This is a genomic window from Streptomyces sp. NPDC000404, from assembly GCF_040300365.1.
GTDB lineage: Bacteria > Actinomycetota > Actinomycetes > Streptomycetales > Streptomycetaceae > Streptomyces > Streptomyces ramulosus.
This window is the reverse complement of sequence record NZ_JBEPDN010000019.1, coordinates 58,965-76,731: the sequence shown is the minus strand read 5'-3', so window position 1 is coordinate 76,731 and position 17,767 is coordinate 58,965. Positions and strand designations below refer to the sequence as shown.

Annotated in this window: 16 protein-coding genes; 7 read left to right on the top strand and 9 right to left on the bottom strand. The window is 73.6% G+C overall.

Annotation, left to right across the window (positions count from 1 at the left end):
- Nucleotides 1–75: 75 nt before the first annotated feature.
- Nucleotides 76–1,566: an MFS transporter gene (locus ABT345_RS30580; protein ID WP_345080575.1), complete on the bottom strand. Its 1,491-nt coding sequence runs from the start codon at nt 1,564–1,566 to the stop codon at nt 76–78.
- Nucleotides 1,567–1,580: 14 nt separating this feature from the next.
- Nucleotides 1,581–2,426: an alpha/beta fold hydrolase gene (locus tag ABT345_RS30575; RefSeq protein WP_345080578.1), complete on the bottom strand. Its 846-nt coding sequence runs from the start codon at nt 2,424–2,426 to the stop codon at nt 1,581–1,583.
- Nucleotides 2,427–2,572: 146 nt separating this feature from the next.
- Between ABT345_RS30575 and ABT345_RS30570 the strand changes: the two genes are divergently transcribed.
- Complete coding sequence (locus ABT345_RS30570; protein WP_345080581.1) at nt 2,573–3,505, top strand: LysR family transcriptional regulator; 933 nt, start codon at nt 2,573–2,575, stop codon at nt 3,503–3,505.
- Between the two features lie 127 nt (nt 3,506–3,632).
- Complete coding sequence (locus ABT345_RS30565; RefSeq protein WP_345080583.1) at nt 3,633–4,583, top strand: UbiA family prenyltransferase; 951 nt, start codon at nt 3,633–3,635, stop codon at nt 4,581–4,583.
- 119 nt (nt 4,584–4,702) lie between these two features.
- Here the strand turns inward: ABT345_RS30565 and ABT345_RS30560 are convergent, their stop codons facing one another.
- The 5 genes from ABT345_RS30560 to ABT345_RS30540 form a co-directional block, all read right to left on the bottom strand.
- Nucleotides 4,703–6,643, bottom strand: a complete 1,941-nt coding sequence (locus tag ABT345_RS30560; RefSeq protein WP_345080586.1) for a glycoside hydrolase family 5 protein — start codon at nt 6,641–6,643, stop codon at nt 4,703–4,705.
- 218 nt (nt 6,644–6,861) lie between these two features.
- Nucleotides 6,862–8,097: an FAD-dependent monooxygenase gene (locus tag ABT345_RS30555; protein ID WP_345082477.1), complete on the bottom strand. Its 1,236-nt coding sequence runs from the start codon at nt 8,095–8,097 to the stop codon at nt 6,862–6,864.
- Between the two features lie 34 nt (nt 8,098–8,131).
- On the bottom strand, nt 8,132–8,782 hold the full coding sequence (locus tag ABT345_RS30550) for a maleylpyruvate isomerase family mycothiol-dependent enzyme (protein ID WP_345080589.1): 651 nt from the start codon (nt 8,780–8,782) through the stop codon (nt 8,132–8,134).
- Nucleotides 8,779–9,612 (bottom strand): fumarylacetoacetate hydrolase family protein, encoded by an 834-nt coding sequence (locus ABT345_RS30545; RefSeq protein ID WP_345080592.1) that lies wholly within the window; start codon nt 9,610–9,612, stop codon nt 8,779–8,781. The genes ABT345_RS30550 and ABT345_RS30545 overlap by 4 nt, the downstream gene beginning before the upstream one ends.
- Nucleotides 9,609–10,817, bottom strand: a complete 1,209-nt coding sequence (locus ABT345_RS30540; protein ID WP_345080595.1) for a cupin domain-containing protein — start codon at nt 10,815–10,817, stop codon at nt 9,609–9,611. Before ABT345_RS30540 ends, ABT345_RS30545 begins: the two co-directional genes overlap by 4 nt.
- Nucleotides 10,818–10,895: 78 nt before the next feature.
- Here ABT345_RS30540 and ABT345_RS30535 point away from each other — a divergent pair, with 78 nt between their 5' ends.
- The gene (locus tag ABT345_RS30535; protein ID WP_345080598.1) at nt 10,896–11,657 is read left to right on the top strand and encodes an IclR family transcriptional regulator; all 762 of its coding nucleotides are present in this window, start codon (nt 10,896–10,898) and stop codon (nt 11,655–11,657) included.
- Nucleotides 11,658–11,690: 33 nt separating this feature from the next.
- Here ABT345_RS30535 and ABT345_RS30530 read toward each other — a convergent pair whose 3' ends face one another.
- On the bottom strand, nt 11,691–12,467 hold the full coding sequence (locus ABT345_RS30530) for an IclR family transcriptional regulator (RefSeq protein ID WP_345080601.1): 777 nt from the start codon (nt 12,465–12,467) through the stop codon (nt 11,691–11,693).
- 79 nt (nt 12,468–12,546) lie between these two features.
- Between ABT345_RS30530 and ABT345_RS30525 the strand changes: the two genes are divergently transcribed.
- The 3 genes from ABT345_RS30525 to dmpG are packed head-to-tail and all read left to right on the top strand — an operon-like array spanning nt 12,547 to nt 15,343.
- A complete protein-coding gene (locus tag ABT345_RS30525; protein ID WP_345080605.1) occupies nt 12,547–13,371 on the top strand; it encodes a 2-keto-4-pentenoate hydratase in 825 nt (274 codons plus the stop codon).
- A complete protein-coding gene (locus tag ABT345_RS30520; protein WP_345080608.1) occupies nt 13,368–14,324 on the top strand; it encodes an acetaldehyde dehydrogenase (acetylating) in 957 nt (318 codons plus the stop codon). The genes ABT345_RS30525 and ABT345_RS30520 overlap by 4 nt, the downstream gene beginning before the upstream one ends.
- A complete protein-coding gene (dmpG, locus tag ABT345_RS30515) occupies nt 14,324–15,343 on the top strand; it encodes a 4-hydroxy-2-oxovalerate aldolase (RefSeq protein ID WP_345080611.1) in 1,020 nt (339 codons plus the stop codon). Before ABT345_RS30520 ends, dmpG begins: the two co-directional genes overlap by 1 nt.
- A gap of 36 nt (nt 15,344–15,379) precedes the next feature.
- Here dmpG and ABT345_RS30510 read toward each other — a convergent pair whose 3' ends face one another.
- Complete coding sequence (locus ABT345_RS30510) at nt 15,380–16,030, bottom strand: TetR/AcrR family transcriptional regulator (RefSeq protein ID WP_345080614.1); 651 nt, start codon at nt 16,028–16,030, stop codon at nt 15,380–15,382.
- A gap of 207 nt (nt 16,031–16,237) precedes the next feature.
- On the opposite strand from ABT345_RS30510, the gene ABT345_RS30505 reads away from it, so the two are divergent.
- Nucleotides 16,238–17,734 carry a bifunctional 3-(3-hydroxy-phenyl)propionate/3-hydroxycinnamic acid hydroxylase gene (locus tag ABT345_RS30505; protein WP_345080616.1) on the top strand — a complete coding sequence of 499 codons (1,497 nt, stop codon included), beginning with the start codon at nt 16,238–16,240 and terminating at the stop codon, nt 17,732–17,734.
- Nucleotides 17,735–17,767 lie beyond the last annotated feature (33 nt).

The following is a 17,767-nucleotide window of genomic DNA, read 5'->3' as shown; positions in this document are numbered from 1 at the left end:
CTAACTGATCGATTCAGCATGAGGTGCGCAGGCGGCGGAGGCGGACGAGGCCGCGGGCCGGCTCGGCGTCGGGCCTTACCGGCCTGCTACCTCGCCTCCCGGCGCTTCGCGCAGCTCACGTTCCAGGTGTTCCGGGCGTCCCGCGGCACGCGCCGCATCCGCCCGTGGCGCGGCCGGGCGGTTCCGGTCGCGCATCCGAAGGCTGATCAGCGCGGTGACGGTGAAGACGGCGGCCTCGTAGATCATGGCGTGCCGGAACGCGGCGTCCGGGCCGGCGGCGGGTGCGAAGTAGACGAGCCCCGCCGCGGCCACCCCGATCGACCCGCCCAGCTGCTGAGCCGTGGGCAGCAGCCCGGACACCGAACCGGCCGCGGAGCCGTCCACCCTCGCCAGCACTGCCGCGAACACCGAGGCGGTGAACGCACCGAACGCGGCACCGCCGAGAGCCAGGACCGGCAACGCCGCCCACCGTCCGGCCGCCGTGCCGATGAGCGGCGCGAGAGCCAGGGCCGTCCCCGCCAACACCAGCGCCGAGACCGTGAGCACGGCCGCCCCGTGCCGGCGGGCCGCCGCGGGTGCGCCACGGCTGCCCAGCACGGCCGCGGCCGCGAAGGGAGCCGACGTCAGCGCGGCCGTGAGGGCGGGATATCCGATGGCCGACTGCAGATGCAGGAACAGCAGATACGTGAAGGACGGCACCCCGGAGTTGAACACGAACACCAGCAACACGCCCGCACGCGCCCTCCGGTCGCGGAACAGCGACGGATGCACCAGGGGGTCCGGCCGGTGCGGGAGAGTCAGGGCGAAGCAGCCGAGAGCGACCGCGGAAACGGCCAGCGTGGCCCAGGTCCACCAGGGCCAGCCGGCCTCCCCTCCCAGAGCGAGCGGCAGCACCAGCGCGCCGAAGCCCACGGTGGTCAGCAACGCACCCACCCCGTCCACGCGCTGTCCGGCCGCGCCCCGCGCGGGTGGCAGTACGATCGCGCCCGCGAGCGGGACGAGCGCCACCGCCGCCGTGACCAGGAACACCGAGCGCCAGCCGAGACCGAAGGGGTCGGCACCGACGAGGAGTCCGCCGATCAGCGGCCCGGCCAGCGACGCCACTCCCATCGTGGCGCCGAAGAGGCCGAGAGCCCGCGGGCGCCGGGCTGCGGGGACGGCGACCTGGATGATCGACAGCACCTGCGGGGCGACCAAGCCGCTGCCCGCGCCCTGGACCAGCCGGGCCGCGATGAGGAACGAAGCATCGGGAGCACCCGCGGCGGCCACCGAACCGGAGATGAAGACGACGGTGCCCCACACGAACAGCCGGTGGTAGCCGTACCGGTCGCCGAGGCGCGCGGCCGTGATGAGCAAACAGGCGTAGGTCAGGGTGTATCCCGCAAGGATCAGCTGCACGGCACCCGATCCGGCGCCCAGGTCGGCCCGGATCGCCGGGGCGGCGATCTGCGCGACGGTGACGTTGAGCAACTGCACGAATGTCGCGCACAGCACGACCGGCAGGACGAGCCGCCCGCCGCCACCGGCCGCGAGCCGTCCCGCGCTCGGGAACGGGGAACCCTTCACGGGCCGGTGCCGGCTCATGAGGCGAGGGCCGCGGCGAGCTCGCCCGGCCGGGCGGCGAACGGGCTGTGGCTGCCGGGCAGGGTGTGCACGGTGAACGGGTTGCCGGGGAAGGCCCGGTCGGCTTCCGCGATCATCAGGTCCTGCGCGGCCGGTGCCAGCGCCCGGTCCTCGGCGCAGCGCAGGAAGGTGCGTGGAATGCGTCCCCACCGTGCCGCGGTCAGGGTGACCGGAGTCGTCGGGATCGCCAGGGGCAGGTCGGGGCTCAGCGCGGACCGCCACCGGTCGAAGCGGTCCGGCGGGGTGTCGTGGTAGTGGGTTTCCCGCAGCTCGTCGAGGTAGGCGGGGTCCGGTGAGAGCGGATTGATCCGTACGGCGCCCAGGGCCTCGGGGTCGCCGAGGTTCAGGTTCCGGCCCAGCGCGGTGGCGTTCTCGGGTGAGCCCAGGTAGTCGGAGAACCGCGGCCGCCCGCCCGGGACGAACGCGGACAGGTAGACGATCCGGTCCACCAGCTCGGGCGCCCGCTCCGCGGCCAGGGACGCGGGACCGCCGCCCGCGCTGTGCGCGACGAGCACGACGGAGCGGTGGTGACGCACCTGGCGCAGGACGCTCAGCACCGCCTCGGCGCAGTCGTCCATCGTCAGGGAGGCGAGCCGTGACTTCTCGGTCAGCAGGCCCGGCTGGCCGGGCAGCAGGTATCCGGTGGGCAGGGGTGCGTCGAAGCCGTGCCCCGGCAGGTCGACGGCCACGCTCGCGGCGCCCGGTCCGGCCAGCGCGCGCTGCGTCGCCGCCCACTGTCCGGAGCTGTGCCAGGCGCCGTGCACGAGAACGAAGACGGTGCCGGTCAAAGAGACGTTCTTCATGGCTCCATTCCAGACGGGAACCACAGCGCCATCCATGCGTAGATCTGGTAAGTGGCACGGCGATATCTTTCAGGTATTGCCGTTCGGGTATTGCCGTTCGGGTGTTGCCGCACAGCCGATGGGATCGACGGAACGGAGGGCGGGTCATGGAAGCGCGACACCTGCGGTACGCGGTGGCTCTCGCCGAGCACGAACACTTCGGCCGGGCGGCCGGCGCGCTGGGCATCGCGCAGCCGCCGCTGTCCAAGCAGATCGCCGACCTGGAGCGCGAGGTCGGGGCCCGGCTGTTCGACCGCACGCGTCAGGGGGTGTTCCCGACCGCCGCCGGTGAGGCGTTCCTCGCGCGGGCACGCCGGGCGCTCGACGAGATCGCGGCGGCCACGGTCGACGCGGGCCGGGCCGCGCGCGGCGAGACGGGCCGTCTGCGCCTCGGCTTCATCGCCTCGGCGCTGCTCGACCCGCTGCCGGGCGTCCTGAGCCGGTTCGGCCGTGAGCGGCCCGACGTGCGGCTGGAACTGCACGAGATGGCGACCAGCCGCAGCAGCTCGGCTCTCGTCGCCGGGGAGCTGGACGTGGCCCTCACCCTCGGCCCGCCACGGGGCGCCGGAGCCGAGCAGCTCGTGTCCGTCCCCGTAGGGCGCGACCATGTGATCGCCGTGGTGAGTGCGGCGCACCCGTACGCGGGTCAGCGGTCGGTGAGTGCCGGCCAGTTGCGGCGGCAACCGCTGATCGTGTCGGCCGGCGAGGACGAGCCCGCCGTGGTCGCCGGGCTGCGCGCCCTGCTGGGCGCGGACTCATCGGCTCTGGGCGGCGCGACCGTCGCACGGGACGTGCACACGATCATCGGCCTCGCCGCCTCGGGCGTGGGCGTCGGCCTGGGACCGTCCCGCATGAGGACGGTCCCGCGCCCGGGAGTGCGGTTCTGTGAAGTGACCCCGCGCACGCCCCTGCCCGACCTCGTCCTGTCCTTCGCGGCCCGCGACCGCTCCCCGGTGCTGCGCGCCTTCCTCGACACCATCCGGAAGACCTGCCCCGACGTCGGTGCCGCACTCGACGACCGGCTCCGACCCCACACCTGATGCGGGCCGGAGGCCGAGCGCCGGCCTGACGGGCGTCCAGGCTGTCCGGGAGGGGGGTTCCGTTGCTTCGCGTCGGCTGCTTCGTTAGGGCAGGGGGACCGACGTTCTGGAGCTGTGACCTCTCGCCATGCATGCCGAGCCTGCCGCCTTCCGCACCGCACCGTTCGGCGCATACGTACGGCTGGCCAAGGCCGACTCGCTCGATCTTTTTCTGCTGCCGATCCTCGTCGGCTGGTCCGCGCTGCCGGCCGGGCACCGGCTGGCCGCCGGCTCCGTGCTCGTCGTCGCGCTGATCACGCTCGGCACGGCGGGCGTGTTCGCGGCCGCCGTGGCCCTGGATGATGTGCGCGGCCACCGTGACGGCAGTGACGCCGCCAACTACGGGGCGGCGCACGGGCTGCGCGAGCTTTCCCGCAAGCCCCTCCTGGGCGGGGAGCTGACCGGGCCGCAGGCGCTGCGTTTCGCGTATGCGGCCTGGGGGGCCGGGGTGTTCCTGTGGTGCCTGGCCGTGGCCGCCGCCGCCCAGCGTCCGGGGTGGGTCGTGCTCCTCGTCGTCGTCCTGCTGGCCGCCGCTCCGCAGTACTCCTGGGGGCTGCGGCTGAGCCACCGGGGCATGGGAGAGACGCTCATGGCGTACTTCTCCGTCGTCCTGCCCGTGGCGGTCCTCACCCTGGCGGCCGGTGGCCGGCCCACCTCCGTGCCGCTTCTGCAGGCGTTGCTGGTCGGTGTGTGGCATGTGCTGATCGACGGCTTCGCGAACACGGCGGACGTCTTCGGTGACCGGGCGGTCGGCCGCCGTACCTTCGCCACCTGGGCGAGCCCGGCCCGTAACCGCGCCTTCCTCGCCGCCCTCATCACGGCCGAACTGCTGCTCACCGCCGCGGTCATCGGTCTGTCCCCGGCGCCGGGGTGGTTCGCGGTGGCGCTGCTGCCCGTGGTCGTGCTGCGGTTCCGGCAGGTGCACGAGTACGGCAGGAGCGGCGACGCCGCGGCCGCGAGCAGGCGCTGCTGGCACATCCACCGGCTCGGCGCATGGGCGCTGACCGTCGCGAACTGCGCCGCGACGACGCTGCTGTAGGTCCGTGTGCGGCCCAGTTGCTGCGGCGGTACGGCTGAGCGGCTCGCCGCCGATCGCCCGTGCGGCGCACGCCCCGGAGGCGTGCGCCGCGGCCCCTCGGGCGGGGCGACCGTCCCCGATCAGGCCGTGAGGGGGCGGCACAGCAGGGCGGCGGGGCGGCCCTGCTGGAGTGACTTCCAGGTCATGGCGACGCCGGCCAGGTACTCGTGGTCGGCGCACTGGCCCTTGTAGTCGTGCTCGGCCCAGTCGCTGCCGTGGGCGCCGCCGGTGGCGGGGCGGTTGTCGCCGCGGTCGAACCACACGCTGCGGCCGTCGGTGGGCAGCGGGGTGGCGGCGGGGGCGCAGAGCAGGGAGACCATGGCGGGGCCGTGGGTGCTGTAGCCGACCGCGAAGCTGTTCACCGGGCACTGGACCTTGTTGTAGCCGACGGCCCAGTCGCCCTGCTGGACGTAGCGCTCGTCGGCGACGGTCTCCCAGGCGCCCGCCGCCTTGCGCGGCTCGGCGGCGTCGGTGCACAGGCCGCGGCCGTGGGTGTGGCTGAGTCCGATCAGGCGCTGGGTATCGGGGCAGTTGCCCTTGGTGTTGCCCGGGCTCCAGTCGTCCTCGGCGAGCATGGTGCGGGAGAGGTTCCAGTCGGAGTGGTCGGTGAAGACGAGGTTCCAGTGGTCGACGGGGGCTATGGGGCCGCTCTTGGACGGGGCGTTGACCAGCTTGTTCCAGTCGGTGGCCCGCCAGTCGCCGGCGTCCTCGACGCCGGTCCTCCGTCCTGCGGCGTCGTACGAGAGCAGTGCCCAGTTGTCGTTGGGTGTGCCCTTGTCGTCGCTCCAGCCCACCAGCGGCCACTGGGCGAAGTCGGTGTCGTTCTTCACCAGGATGTCGGTGAAGTTCCTGAACCAGGCCTGTTCCTCGGTGTTGGCGGAGCCGCGGCCGGCGGCGCCGAATTCGCTGACCCAGACCGGGGCGGTGAAGTGCTTGCCCTCCTCGGTGACGAACAGCCCCTCGTCGTTCACGACCCGGGCGAGCTGTTCGGGGGTGAAGTCCTGGTAGCGCGGGTCGTCGGTGGAGCCCGGGCCGCTGCCCGCACCGGTGTTGGCCGGGCCGGTGTAGCCGTAGAAGTGCACCGCGTAGACGAGCTTGCCCGAGTCGATCAGGGTGTGGGAGAGGGTGCGGACCGGTTTGAGGTCCGGGCGTCCGTGGGGCAGGCCGTTCGCGGGGATGCCCTGCCAGTTGATGCCCTCCATGATGATCAGCAGGTCCGGGTCGGCCTGGAGGATCTTGTTGCCGGCCTGTTCGAAGGCGGTGTACTCGTCGTGGTCGTCGCCCATGCCCCAGTTGGCGTCGTCCCAGGTGTCGCGGCGGACCTCGTTGCGCAGATCGGCGCCGACCACGCGCTTGTCGTTGCGGTAGCGCTCGGCCATGAACACCCAGTCGTCGATCCACTGCTGGGTCGACTGTCCGCTGTTCCAGCGCTCGTTGCCGTCCAGCCCGCAGCAGAAGCGGTAGCTGGTGGTGTGGTTGTTGAGGATCACCGCGAAGCCGTCGGCGGTCAGCGCCGCGACGACGGCGTCGAAGATCTCCAGGGGCGTCTTGCCCTTGAGTTCGGGATTGGCGGCGACCGCGGTGTCCGGCACCGCGGTCCGATCGTGCACCAGGGCGTTGGCGAACGGCAGGCGGACGCTGTTGATGCCGAGGCGGTGGAAGTCGGCCAGGATCCGCTCGATCGGGGTGCGGTCCAGACCGAGCGGGATGTTGTTCGACTTCTGGTGCGCCTGGTGGTTGGCGACGTCGTCGGCGTCGCCGCTGCCCGTGTACGTCCCCTGGGCGCCCGCCCAGTTGCCGGACCTGAGCTTGAAGCGGTTGCCGTCGGCGTCGACGATGTACCGGCCCCGGGTGCTGAGCGGGCCGGTCCACGAGGCCGCGAGGGCGTCGGCCGTCGCCGCGGCGGGAGCCGGGGCGGGGGTGTCCGGGGCGGCGACGGCTCCGGGGACGGCCACCAGCAGCAGCACGGCGGCGACGAGCAGCGCCGGGATGCCCCACAGGGCGGATATGACGGTTCTCATGGTGCCCTCCGGGCGGGGTGGGGGTGAGGAGCACGGCGACTGTGTGGCCCACCACCCTTGTACGGAGCGGCAGTTGGCGCATCACCGTACACGGCGGCCCCGTCCGCCGCACCACCCTCACCGGGCCTTGCGCACCGTCCGCACCACCCGCCCCGGCCGACCGGATCGCCCGGCCGGGGCACGGCCGGGGCCGGCCGCCACCGGGCGCGCGGTCCCGTTCAGAGGGCGACCGAGTCCAGCGGGACCGGCCGGAACATCTCCGGCTCCTCCTTCGGGGTCAGGGCCGTCGGGCCGTAGAGCCAGTCGATGAACGTGTAGTCGTGGATGTCCCGGTCGCGCAGGACGGCGTTGCGCCGCAGCCTCGGGAGGCCTTCGAGGTGCCACAGCTCGCCCCAGGCGCGGGCGGTCTCGACGACCCGGCGGCAGTGCTCGGGCCGTACCGCCTCGTAGGCGGCGAGTGCGGTGTCCCAGTCGACGCCGGAGCCGTCCGCGGTGCGCCGGGCGCGCTGCGCCGCGACGTGTTCGCCGAGCACCCAGCCGTCCTCGATCGCCATGATCGCGCCCTGCGCCAGGTACTGGAGCGGCGGGTGCGCGGCGTCGCCGAGCAGGGCGATCCGGCCCGACACCCAGGTCGTGACGGGGTCGCGGTCGTACATCCGCCACCAGCGGTCGCGCCACATCAGCTCCAGGCCCTGCCGGACCGGGCCGCAGGTCCCCGCGAAGGCGGCGTCCAGCTCGTCCGGGGTGCCCCAGTCCGCCTCGCCGGCCAGGGCCTTGGGCGATTCGAAGACGGCGACCTGGTTGAACATCTCGCCGCCGCGCAGCGGGTACTGCACGAGGTGGCAGCGCGGGCCGACGTGGACGACGACGTCCTTGCCGTGGATGTCGTGGCCGGCCACGGTCTCGAACGGCACGGCCGCGCGGTAGGCGACGTAGGCGGAGTTCACCGGTTCGTCCCCGACCAGCAGCGCGCGGGCCACGGAGTGCAGCCCGTCCGCGGCGATCACCAGTTCCGCCTCGTCGGTGCGGCCGTCGGCGAAGCGGACGCGGGCCCCGGCGCCGGTGTTCGCGTACGCCGTGCAGTGCGCGCCGGTCACCAGGTCCACACCGGCCCTTTCGCAGGCGGCCAGCAGGACGGCGTGCAGGTCGCTGCGGTGGATCACCAGGTAGGGGTAGCCGTAGCGGCGTTCCAGGTCGCCCAGGTCGAGGCGGGTCAGCTCCTCGGCGTCCACCGCGTCCTTCATGACGAGGTGCTGCGGCACCACACCCCGGCTCCTGGCCTCGTCCAGCAGCCCGTAGCGGTCGAGGATGCGGGTGCAGTTGGGGGCGAGTTGCAGGCCCGCGCCGACTTCGCCGAAGGCGGGCGCCTGCTCGTACACCCTGACGTCCAGGCCCTGGCGGGCGAGGGCGAGCGCGCCGGAGAGGCCGCCGATGCCGCCCCCGATGATGATCACGTCCATGGGTTCGGTCCTCTTCTCCGCGGCGTCTTCACAGCCACGCCGGCAGGGCGGGCGGTGTGCTTCCGTCGGCCGTGGTCACCCCGGTCGCGGGGCGCCCGGCCAGATAGGCGACGATCTGGGCCCGCGGCCCCGCCACCTCCGGCACCGCGCCGGGGCCGCGCCGGGCGCGGATGTCCGCCTCCAGCTCCCGCAGGAAGTCCGCGGGCAGATCGGCGAAGGTGAGGCCGGTGGCGAGGTCGACGGCGTGGACCAGGACCTCGCGGGCGCGCAGGTACGGGGTCTCCTCGGCCGGTACGGTGCGGCCCTGCGCGGTCACCACCTCGGCCTGCCACGCCGCGTCGGACAGGGCGTCCATCGCGGCGGCCAGCCGTGCCGCCGAGGCCATGAACCACCCGGTCAGCTCGGCTCCGCTCAGCCGGGGACCCTTGGCGATGCCCGCCGCGCGCTCCTCGGGTGAGGCGTACATCGGGGTCGGCTCGCCGGTGTGCGCCCACCGGATCAGGTTGCCGACCGCCTCGGCGTTGGCCGCCAGGTGGGCGACGAGGTGCTTGCGGGTCCAGCCGGGCAGGGCCGAGGGGGCTGCGTACTCCTCCTCGGACAGCCCGGCGAGGACGGTGGCGCACCGCGCGGTTCCCTCATCGACCCAGGCGAGCGCGGCGGTCCGGGTCCGTGTCCTCACACGTCCTCCCGCACGACGCGGTTCTCCAGGCGGCCGAGGCCCTGGATCTCGGTGACGACCGTCTCGCCGCCCTGGAGGAAGACGGCCGGCTTGCGGGCGTGGCCGACGCCGCCGGGGGTGCCGGTCGCGATGATGTCGCCGGGGCGCAGCCGCAGCGTCGTCGAGACGTAGCGGACCAGTTCCACCGGGTCGAACAGCAGGTCGCCGGTGTTGTCGGACTGCATGAGACGGCCGTCGACCTCGCAGCGGATGTCGAGCGCCGGGCGGGCGCCGGTCTCGTCGGCGGTCACCAGGAAGGGGCCGACGGGGGTGGAGGAGTCCCAGTTCTTGCCCTGGAGCCATTCGCGGGTGCGGAACTGCCAGTCGCGGCAGGTGATGTCGTTGAGCACGGTGAAGCCCGCGATCGCGGCGACCGCCTCGTCCTCGTCGGCGCGGCGCACCTCCTTGCCGATGACGAGGGCGAGTTCGGCCTCCCAGTCGAACTGCTCGGTCTCCACGGGGCGGCGGATGTCGTCGCCGGCGCCGATCAGGGTGTCGGCGAACTTGGCGAAGAGCGTGGGGTGCTGCGGCAGGTCGCGGCCCATCTCCTGGATGTGGTTGCGGTAGTTCAGGCCGACGCAGACGACCTTGCCGGGGTGCGGGACGACCGGGGCGAGGTCGGCGCCGGCGCGCGGGTGGCGCGGGCCGTTCGCGCGAGCGGCGGCGGCGAGGCCGCCGGGGGCGGCCAGGACCGCGCCGACGTCGGGCTGTCCCAGCTCGACGAGGTGGTCGCCGTCGGCGCGGACGGCGGCGGTGCGGTGGTCATCGAGGCGGATGGTGGCGAGCTTCATCGGGAGTCCTTCGCGTCCTTCGGGCCGCTCTCCGTGCGGCTGCGGAACAGGTTGAGCTTGGTGAGGATCGGGGCGTCGCTGAACTGGAAGAGGTCGAGCGCGCCGGAGTCGGAGTCCGAGGCGGACGCCTCCGAGCGGATCGACAGCGGCTGCCAGGACGGCACGGTGAACAGGTCCCCGCGCGTCACCGACCAGGTGCGGTCGCCGACGGTGATGCGGCCGGACCCGTCGAAGACCTGGTAGACCGAGGAGCCGGTCTCCCGGTGCGGGGCGGTCTGGGTGCCCGACGTGATCCGGTGGAACTGGGCCCGGATCGTGGGCAGGACGTCCGCGCCGCTGGTCGGGTCGGTGTAGCGGACGAGGGCGTGCCCGTGCTCGACGGTGCCGGGGTGGCCCGCCCGTTCCAGTTCCAGCTGGTCGGTGAGGGCGGCGTCGGTGTCGGCCCAGCGGTAGCACAGCAGCGGGGTGCCGGCGCGGGGTCCGAGCTGGGCTGCGGGCGCGAGTCCCGGGTGCCCCCACAGCCGCTGCGAGCGGGAGCGGTCCGGGGTGGCGTGCTCCGCCTCGTCGAGGGTGTCCCGGCCGGCGTCGAAGAACTGTGCCTCGACGGCGTACTGGAACGGGATGTCGAGCCCGTCGAGCCAGGCCATCGGCTGCCCGGCGGCGTTGTGGTGGGCGTGCCGGTGCATACCGGGTTGGGGGAGGAAGTCGCCGCGGCGCATCGGTACCGGGTCGCCTTCGACGACCGTCCACACGCCCTCGCCCTCGACGACGAAGCGGAACGCGTTCTGGGTGTGCCGGTGCTCGGGCGCGTTCTCGCCCGGCAGCAGGTACTGGATCGCGGCCCAGAGGGTGGGGGTGGCGCAAGGGCGGCCGCCCAGGCCCGGGTTGGCCAGGGCGATCGCCCGGCGTTCCCCGCCGCGGCCGACGGGGACCAGGCCGCCGGCCCGGCCGGCCAGCTCCAGCAGCCTGTTCCACCGCCATCGGTGGGCCCGGGCCGTGGGGCGCGGGTGCGTGGGCATCAGGTCGCCGATCTCGGTCCACAGCGGAACGAGCAGCTCCTGCTCGAAGCCTCGGTAGAGATCGACCAGTTCGGGGGTGACGGGGGGTTGGCCGGGCCGGTCCACCGCGGTCAGGCGGACCGGTGACACCGGGATGTCCGTATCGGGCTCCGCCTCGGTCCTGGGGTCGGGCTGTGCGTCAGACATGGCCCGAATATCGACCTGGGCGGCGATTGCAGAACAGAGGATTCTGCTCCGCGGAACAGCTCATGGCAGGATCGACCCATGGCGAAGCCGATGAAATCACCTCCTGCCTATGCGCCGAGCAGCGTCGACCACGCGCTGCGGCTGGCCCAGATCCTCCAGGTCGACGGGGCGGTCACCGTCTCCGCGGCGGCCGAACGTCTCGGCGTCGCCCGCTCCACGGCCCACCGGCTGCTCACCGCGCTGGTCTTCCGCGATTTCGCGGTGCAGGGCGAGGACCGCACCTACCGGGTGGGCCCCGTCCTCGCGCTCGCCGAGCGCGCCCGCTCGGACCTCGGTGCGCTCCGGGCGGCGGCCGTCGGTCCGATGCGTGCCCTGGCCGACAGGTTCGACGAGACGGTGAACCTCGGCATCCGCTCCGGGCGGACCGTCCGCATCATCGCCTCGGCCGAGTGCACCCGGACGCTGCGGGTGGGCAGCCGCGAGGGCACGGTCTTCCCGGCGCATCTGGCCACCGGCGGCCTGATCGAACTGGCGGCGCTGACGGACGAGGAGATCGCGGCGCTCTACGCGGACGGCCGGCGCTCCCCGGGCGAGGAACTGCCGGACCTGGCGGAGCTGCGGCGGGAGCTGTGGGCGGTGCGACGCAGCGGTGTCGCGCTCAACAGGGAGCGCACCGAACGGGGCGTGGTGGCGTTGGGGTGCGCGGTCAAGGACCGGGCCGGTGCCACGCTCGCGGGGCTGTCGGTGGCCATGCCCGCCGTCCGCTACACGCCCCGGATGCTCAAGCCGCTCACGGCGGCGCTGACGGCGGCCGCGGACAAGATCACCGGGGCGTTGTGACGGACCGTCCGGCCCGCCGGCCGGGCCGGACGGTCACTGACGCGGTGGGCGCCGGAGCAGCATGCTGCCCAGCCCCGCGGCCGCGGCCCGTACCTGGGTGACGCACCGTTCGGGCCGGAAGCGGCTGGTCGGCCCGGCCACGCTGATCGCGGCGATCGCCTCGTTGTCGCGTCCCAGCACCGGTGCGGCCACGCACTGGAGCCCGGCGGTCGACTCCTCGTGTTCGAACGCGACGCCCGTCTCGGTGATCTCCCGCAGCTGGCGGCGCAGCGCGCCCGGCGCGATGAGGGTGTGCGGGGTGCGCCGCTCCAGGGGCCCGGCCAGCACCTCCTGCCGCAGGGCGTCGTCGGCGTGGGCGAGCAGCGCCTTGCCGATGGCGGTGCAGTGCAGCGGCATCCGCCCTCCGGTGCGCGAGGGCGCCCTGACCTGGCGGTGTCCGCCGATCTTGGCGACGTAGACGATGTCGTGTCCCTCGCGCACCCCGAGGTGGACGGTCTCGTGGGTGCGTTCGTACAGGTCCTGGAGAAACGGGACCGCCACCTCCAGCAGGCTGCGCTCGGGCGAGGCCAGCATGCCGAGTTCGAAGAGGCCGCCGCTGGGGCGGTAGCCGCCCTCGACCCGGTCGAGCAGCCGGTTGGCGACGAGCGCCGCGGCCAGCCGGTGCACGGTCGCCTTGTGCAGGCCGGTGCGCCGGACGAGTTCGGCCAGCGGCACGGCCCGGTCGTCGGGGCGGAAGGCCCGCAGGATCGTGACGGCTTTGCCGAGCACGGTGTCGAGACCGGCGGCTTCGGGGCGAGGGGCTTCCGTCATGCGTCCACCGTAGCCGCCGCGTATCGCTGAGCGAGACGAAAGGCTGGTCCGCGCCGGGCGGCGGACCCAAGGTGATGCCGTGACTGCGAATCCACCGCTCGCCTCCGCGAGCCCCTCCGCCATCGCCGCCGCGGCCGCGCGGCTCGCCGGCGCCGCGGCGTCCGGCGTGCCCTGCGCGCCGGTACGCGATCTGATCGGCCGGGACGATCTGGCCGCCGCCTACGCCGTGCAGGCCGAACTCACCGCGCGGCGCCTGGCCCGGGGCGCCCACATCACCGGCCGGAAGATCGGCCTGACCTCCGCGTCCGTGCAGCGGCAGCTCGGCGTCGACCGGCCCGACTTCGGCGTCCTCCTCGACGACATGGCCCATCCGGACGGCGGCACGATCCCTGCCGGACGGGTGCTGCAGCCCCGTGTGGAGGCGGAGGTCGCGTTCGTGCTCGCCGCCGATCTGGCCACCGGCCCCCTCGACACCGCGCAGGTCCGCGACGCGATCGGGTACGGCGTCGCCGCGCTGGAGGTCTGCGGAAGCCGGATCGCCGGCTGGGACATCAGCTTCGGCGACACGGTGGCCGACAACGCATCCGCGGGCGCCTATGTGCTCGGGACCGACCGGCGCACCCTCGCCGAGGCCGAGCCGGTGGACACCCGGATGACGCTGCGCGTGAACGGCACCGAGGTCTCCGCCGGAACCGGCGCCGCCTGCCTCGGCGACCCGGTCGAGGCCCTCGGCTGGCTGGCCCGCACCGCCCGTGAGCTGGGCGAACCGCTGCGCGCGGGCCAGGTCGTGCTGTCCGGTGCGCTCGGCCCGATGTACGCGGTGTCCCCCGGCGACAGCGTCACCGCCGAGCTGTCCGGCTTCGGCTGCGTCACGGTCCACTTCGGCGAGGGAGAGCCGTCATGAGCAGGACGAAGGTCGCGATCATCGGCTCCGGCAACATCGGCACCGATCTGATGATCAAGACGCTGCGCGGCGCGGAGCACCTGGAGACGGCCGCCATGGTCGGCATCGACCCGGCCTCCGACGGTCTGGCCCGCGCCGCCCGGCTCGGCGTCCCGGTCACCCACGAGGGCGTCGACGGGCTGATCGCGCTGCCCGGCTTCGACGAGATCGGCATCGTCTTCGACGCGACCTCCGCCAAGGCGCACCGGGCGAACGCCGCCCGGCTGATCCCGCTGGGCAAGCGCCTGATCGACCTCACCCCGGCCGCCATCGGGCCCTACGTCGTGCCCGCCGTCAACCTCGACGAGCATCTCGGCGCCCCCGACCTCAACATGGTCACCTGCGGCGGCCAGGCCACCATCCCGGTCGTCGCCGCGGTCAGCCGGGTCGTCCCGGTGGCGTACGCGGAGATCGTCGCGTCGATCGCCTCGAAGTCGGCGGGCCCCGGCACCCGCGCCAACATCGACGAGTTCACCGAGACCACCTCCGCCGCCATCGAGCAGGTCGGCGGCGCCCGCCGGGGCAAGGCGATCATCGTCCTCAACCCCGCCGAGCCGCCGCTGATGATGCGGGACACGGTCTTCTGCCTGGTCACGGCCCCGGATCCGGACGTCCGGGAGGAGATCCGGCGGTCGGTCGAGCAGATGGCCGCCGAGGTCGCCGCCTACGTCCCCGGCTACCGGCTCAAGCAGCGGGTGCAGATCACCGAGATCCCCGGCGACCAGCCGGTCGGCACGCTGCTGGCCGACGCGGCAGCCGGCGGCGGCGCCCGGCCCACCCACCAGGTGTCGGTCTTCCTGGAGGTCGAGGGCGCCGCGCACTACCTCCCCGCCTACGCCGGGAACCTCGACATCATGACCTCCGCGGCGCTCCGGGTCGCGGAGCGCATCGCAGCAGGGAAGGCAGACCGCTGATGGGCACCCCGATCTTCGTTCAGGACGTCACCCTGCGCGACGGCATGCACGCCGTACGCCACCGGATCACCCCGGACGACGTCCGGCGCATCGTCACCGCGCTCGACGCGGCGGGCGTCGACGCGATCGAGGTCGCCCACGGCGACGGCCTCGCCGGCGGCTCGGTCACCTACGGCCCCGGCTCGCACACCGACTGGGAGTGGATCGAGGCCGCGGCCTCCGTGCCGCGCCGCGCCCGCCTGACCACGCTGCTGCTGCCCGGCGTCGGCACCGTGCACGAGCTGAAGCGCGCCTACGACCTCGGGGTCCGCTCCGTCCGCGTCGCCACGCACTGCACCGAGGCGGACATCTCCGCGCAGCACATCGCCGCCGCGCGCGAACTCGGCATGGACGTCTCCGGGTTCCTGATGCTCTCCCACATGGCGCCGCCGAAGGAGCTGGCCCGGCAGGCGAAGCTGATGGAGTCCTACGGCGCGCACTGCGTCTACGTCACCGACTCCGGCGGCCGGCTCACCATGCCCGACGTGGTCGCCCGCGTCCGTGCCTACCGGGACGTGCTGGACGCCGGGACCGAGATCGGCATCCACGCCCACGAGAACCTGTCGCTGTCGGTCGCCAACTCCGTCGTCGCCGTCGAGAACGGCGTCCGCCGCGTCGACGCCTCGCTGGCCGGGCACGGGGCGGGCGCCGGCAACTGCCCGATCGAGGCGTTCGTCGCGGTCGCGAACCTGTCGGGCTTCACCCACGGCTGCGATCTGTTCCGGCTCCAGGACGCCGCCGACGACCTCGTCCGGCCGCTCCAGGACCGCCCGGTGCGCGTCGACCGCGAGACCCTCACCCTCGGGTACGCGGGCGTCTACTCGTCGTTCCTCCGCCACGCCGAGGCGGCGTCGGCGCGGTACGGGGTCGACGTCCGCGCCGTCCTCATGGAGTGCGGGCGGCGGCGTCTGGTGGGCGGTCAGGAGGACATGATCACCGACATCGCCCTCACGCTCGCGGACGACGGGCGGCCCGCCTGACGCCGCTCCCGCCGGGGCCGGGGGCGCGGGCGGCGGTCAGCGGGGCCCGGTCAGCGCCTCGCCGAGCGCCGCCACGGCGTCCGTGAGTTCGCGCATGTACGCCGCGATGGGCTTGCCGTCCTCGGACTGGAGGGAGACGAAGGCGCCGTCGAAACCGGCCATGCCGAAGTGGGCCAGCGCGTCCGCGACCCGGTCCGCGGTCTCCGCGCCCTCGCCGAGGAACGCCGAGCGGATCATCCGGCGCATGTAGGCGCGCCCCTCGTCGCGGATGGTGATCACGGTCCGCAGCGCCTCCGGTGCCTCGGCCGCCTCATGGCTCATCACCAGGACCAGCAGCAGCCGCAGGAAGTCCTCGCGGTGCTCCAGCACCTCGCCGGCCCGCTGCAGGTACCAGCCGAGGCGCTCGCGCGGCGTGCCGCCCTGCGGCGGGTCGCGGTGCGCCTCGCGCATGGCGTCGAAGAACTCGTGGGCCCCTCGCTCCATGACGGCGGCGAGCAGGCCCGCCTTGGAGTCGAAGTGGTGGTAGAAGGCGCTCTTCGGCAGCCCTGACTCCTTGACCAGCGCGGACATCGAGGTGCCCGCGTATCCGCGCGCGGCCATCACCCGGGCCGTCGCGTCGAGGATCTCCTGTCGTGACCGCCGGCCGCGCCGGTTCACGGAGTGCGCCTGCCGCGCGGAATTCTGCATTCGCCGAAGTTTACGGGCCGCCCCCGCACGCACCGGGCGCGGCCCGAAGTCCCGTACGCCGAGGCCGTCTTCGGCCGCCGCCCGCACCCTCTTTTTCCGCACCGCAACCCTTGACACACGGCCGAAGCGCGCTGTTAGCCTCACAACTAATGGACCGATCGGTCCAACACTTCCGCAGTGCTGCGGATGGGACGACGGAGTCATCGCATGACCCACAGCTACGACGCGGATGTCGCCCTCGTCGGGTACGGCCCGACCGGAGTGATCGCCGCTCTCACCCTCGCCAGGAACGGGGTGTCCGCCGTGGCCCTCGAACGGGACCAGGACCTCTATCCCCGGGCCCGGGCCGTGACGGTCGACGACTGGACGATGCGGATCTTCCAGGACCTCGGCATCGACGAACGGGTCGAGAAGAAGATCGAACCCCAGCGCGCGCTGCGCTGGATCACCTACGACGGCACACAGCTCATGCGCGTGGACCGGCCGCGGTCGGTCCTCGGCTGCCGCGCCCGCGCCTTCAACATCTACCAGCCGGCCATGGAGGCCGAACTGCGCGCCGCCGCCGAGGAGTACGGCGACCGCCTCACCGTGCACTACGGCGCGGAGGTCACCGGCCTCGCCCAGGACGCCGACGGCGTCACGGTCACCGCCGCGGACACCGCGACCGGCGAGCGGCGCACCGTCCGCGCCCGGTACGCGATCGGCGCCGACGGCGGCAGCAGCGCGACCCGCGGCCGGATCGGCTGCCAACTCCTCGGCGAGACCGGCGATGTCACCTGGGTGGTCATCGACTGCCGGGTCAAGCGCTGGTGGCCCCACCGCGACACGCTGACCTTCTGGTCCGACAAGAAGCGCCCGGTCGTCGACATCGCGCTCTCCGCCGGCAACCACCGCTGGGAGATCCCGCTCCTGCCCGACGAGACCCCGGCCGACTACCCCACGAGCGCCGAGGTGTGGCCGCTGCTCGAAGCCCTCGGCGTCACACCGGACGACGTCGAGATCCACCAGCACGCCTTCTACCGGCACCACGTCCGCATGGCCGACACCTGGCGCGCGGACCGGGTCTTCCTCGCCGGGGACGCCGCCCATCTGATGCCGCCGTGGGCCGGGGCCGGTATGCAGACCGGCATCCGCGACGCCCACGACCTCGGCTGGAAGCTCGCCCGCGTCATCAAGGGCGAGCTGCCCGCGAGTTGGCTCGACACCTACGAGGCGGAGCGCCGCCCGAGCGCCGCGTTCTTCACCGAACTCGCGGTCTCCCTCGGCCAGGTCGTCAAGCAGGAGGTCACCGGCGTCGAACCGCCGCTCAACGCCGAGCCCCGGCTCCGCGGCGGCTGGCTGCGGGGCCCGGTGGACGGCAGCGGCATCGTCGGCCGGATGGTGCCACAGCCGGTCGTCGGCAACACCGCGGGCCGGATGTCCCGCCTGGACGACCTCTTGGGCCGCGGCTTCGTCCTGCTCGCCGACGACACCGACCCCGCGACGCTGCTGACGCCCGAGGAGAAGGCCGCCTGGGACGCGCTCGGCGCCCGCTACCTCGCGGTGCGCCCGAAGTCGGCCCACACCCGCGGGCCCGACGAACTCGTGGACCTCGACGAGGTCCTGCTCCCGTGGCTGCGCGGCCACGGCGCGCGCGCCGTCGCGGTGCGCCCGGACAAGTTCGTCGCCGCCTCCGACATCGACGGCCTGGCCGTACCCGCATGAGCAGCACACGCACGCCAAGGACGAGCACGACAG